The 2,766-nt window shown below is 70.3% G+C and carries 4 protein-coding genes; 2 read left to right on the top strand and 2 right to left on the bottom strand.

Annotated elements, in window-relative coordinates; genetic code table 11:
• Together M8J74_RS20280 and M8J74_RS20275 are read right to left on the bottom strand one after the other, a co-directional pair.
• Positions 1-1,116: glycogen debranching protein (locus M8J74_RS20280; protein WP_372500217.1), on the bottom strand; the 1,116-nt coding region annotated here is incomplete at its 3' end.
• A 26-nt stretch (positions 1,117-1,142) separates the two neighbouring features.
• On the bottom strand, positions 1,143-1,646 hold the full coding sequence (locus M8J74_RS20275; RefSeq protein WP_249837782.1) for a pep a2: 504 nt from the start codon (positions 1,644-1,646) through the stop codon (positions 1,143-1,145).
• A gap of 243 nt (positions 1,647-1,889) precedes the next feature.
• On the opposite strand from M8J74_RS20275, the gene M8J74_RS20270 reads away from it, so the two are divergent.
• Both M8J74_RS20270 and M8J74_RS20265 read left to right on the top strand, forming a co-directional pair.
• Positions 1,890-2,141 carry a DUF5133 domain-containing protein gene (locus tag M8J74_RS20270; protein WP_058928620.1) on the top strand — a complete coding sequence of 84 codons (252 nt, stop codon included), beginning with the start codon at positions 1,890-1,892 and terminating at the stop codon, positions 2,139-2,141.
• Between the two features lie 119 nt (positions 2,142-2,260).
• Positions 2,261-2,766 (top strand): maltotransferase domain-containing protein (locus M8J74_RS20265; protein WP_249837781.1); only part of this gene is annotated, 506 nt, incomplete at its 3' end.

The raw sequence follows: 2,766 nt of genomic DNA, 5'->3' as shown, positions 1-2,766 counted from the left end.
CTTCACGCGGCTGATGACCGGGTCCTGCTGGATCAGGTCGAAGAACGCCGACAGCCGGTCCACCTCGTGGAACTGCCGCGCCAGGGTGGCCGCGAGGTCGAAGCGGAATCCGTCGACGTGCATCTCGGTCACCCAGTACCGCAGCGAGTCCATGATCAGCTGCAGCACGTACGGGTGCCGCATCAGCAGGCTGTTGCCGGTGCCGGTGGTGTCGTAGTAGTGCCGCCAGTCGCCGTCCACCAGGCGGTAGTAGGAGGCGTTGTCGATGCCTCGGAAGGACAGGGTGGGGCCCTTCTCGTTGCCCTCGGCGGTGTGGTTGTAGACGACGTCGAGGATCACCTCGAGGCCGGCCGCGTGCAGCGCCTTGACCATCGCCTTGAACTCGGTGACCTGCTGGCCGCGGGTGCCGTGGGCGGCGTAGGCGTTGTGCGGGGCGAAGAAGCCGATCGTGTTGTAGCCCCAGTAGTTGGACAGGCCGCGGTCCTGCAGCACGCCGTCCTGCACGAACTGGTGCACCGGCATCAGTTCGACGGCCGTCACGCCCAGCGAGGCCAGGTGCTCGGTGACCGCGGGGTGGGCGAGACCGGCGTAGGTGCCGCGCAGTTCGGCGGGGACGTCGGGGTGGGTGCGGGTCAGTCCGCGGACGTGGGCCTCGTAGATGACCGTCTCGGCGTACGAATGCTGCGGCGGCCGGTCGTCACCCCAGTCGAAGGCCGCGTCCGTGACCACGCCGAGCATGGTGTGGCCGGCGCTGTCGGCCCGGGAACGGCCGTGCGACGCCCGTTCGAAGAGCGAGGCGTGGTTGTCGACCTGGCCGTCCACGGCCCGGGTGTACGGGTCGAGGAGCAGCTTCGCCGGATTGCACCGGTGGCCCAGCTCGGGCTGCCACGGACCGTGCACCCGGTAGCCGTAGCGCTGCCCGGGACCGGTCTTCGGCAGGTAGCAGTGCCAGACGAAGCCGTCGACCTCGGTCATCGGGACGCGGCGCTCGGCGCCGTCCTCCTCGACCAGGACCAGTTCGACGTGTTCGGCGACCTCGCTGAAGAGGGCGAAGTTGGTGCCCTCACCGTCGAAGGACGCTCCCAACGGGTAGGGGTGCCCGCTCCACACGGGCACCCCTGCCTTGCGGCGGCGCTTCGCGGTCACCGGGCGGCCTCCAGCACGCCGCCCGACTCGCTCGCCAGAGCCGCGACCGGAACCTCGCGGGGCACTTGCAGCACCTCGCGCAGGCTGGGCGCGGGGGCCACGGGGACCAGCGGCACACGTTCGCCGGCGCGGGCGCGCTGCGAGAACCAGATGACCTTGCAGCCGGTGTCGGTGGCACAGCACCCCCAGCCGTCGCTCATGACGGCGATGTGCTCCAGGCAGGCCCGCAGGTCCTGGTCCGGGCGCAGTTCGCAGTCGTTCTCCCCGATGGCGGTGATCAGGTGCTGACCGTTCCACCACAACTCGATCGACGTGTTCTTGTCCGTGGCGTGTTCGTCGATGGCCTTCAGCAGCAGCTCGGCGCCGCGGCAGACCGGCTCGACCAGTGTGTCCAGGTCCCAGAGCCTGAGGTGTGCGGCCAGGATGCGCCTGACCTGTCCGACCCGCTCCGGACTGACTTCCACGTCGAGGTGGTAGTAGCAGGGCACTGCGGTCTTCATCTTCGTTGGCTCCTCACCGGCGAAGCTCCCGCTCCTCCTCGTCCCGGGCGGGACGAGGCCACCGAACGCGGAGCGTGAGCACTGATCGCTTCTGAGTCACCTCAAGCGTGAGAGCGGTACGCCATTCGTGCAACACGAGCGCGTTGTTGAAGCCCCAACAAGACGTTGCGTGGCCATACATGCACCATGTGTGAAGACCTCTCTCTGCCCGTGCTTGTCACATCCCGGAAGGTGAACGGCGTCATGCTGCTACCGGCCAAAGCCGAAGTGGCCCGGCAACTGCGGCGGTACCGGGCCTGGGAGCGCGTCATGCTCGCCTCCCCCACCGACCGCACCGTGCGGGCCACCTTCGAGGACTCCGGCTACACGCTGTGCGTGCTCATGGGCAAACGCTGTGCCCGCGAGGCCGCCGACGCCGCCGAGCGCTATCTGCGCAGCAGCCTGGGCGCCTACCTCGGCGAGCAGAACGAGCGGCCCCGGGCGGGCACCGCCTAGTTCGGAGGTCCGCCGCCGGCGGACCGGCATGACCCGCGGGGAGGCAGGTCCTTCCGGCGCGGCTGGAAATCCCCGATCGGGCGAACGGCCCGGTCCTGAGCACGGCGGAGGCGAGACCCATGAGTTCGATCCCGGCCATCGGCCGAATCCCGGTGCGTGATGTCCGCCCGGTCGTGGAGTGCGGAAGACGTCCGGCGAAGGCGGTCGCGGGTGAGACCTTCGAGGTCACCGCGACCGTCTTCCGTGAGGGCCACGACGCGGTCGCGGCCAACGTCGTCCTGACCGACCCGGAGGGCACGCACGGCCCGTGGACGCCGATGCGCGAACTGGCCCCCGGTACCGACCTGTGGGGCGCGGAGGTCACGCCCACCTCAGAGGGCCGGTGGAGCTATCGCGTCGAGGCCTGGAGCGACCCGGTCGCCACCTGGCGCCACCACGCCCGCATCAAGGTCCCGGCCGGCATCGACGTCGGCCTGGTCCTGGAGGAGGGCGCCGACCTGATGCAGCGGGTGGCCGCCGGAGTGCCGGCGGGAGCCGGGCGCGCGGCCGTGCTGGCGGCGGCGGAAGTGATGCGCGACGACACGCTGCCGGTCGCCACGCGTCTGGCGGCGGCGTTGACGCCGGA

The sequence above is a fragment of the Streptomyces panaciradicis genome (assembly GCF_023516615.1).
Classification (GTDB): Bacteria; Actinomycetota; Actinomycetes; order Streptomycetales; family Streptomycetaceae; genus Streptomyces; species Streptomyces panaciradicis.
Note: the sequence above shows the minus strand (reverse complement) of the source record. Positions and strands in the feature narration are given on the sequence as shown.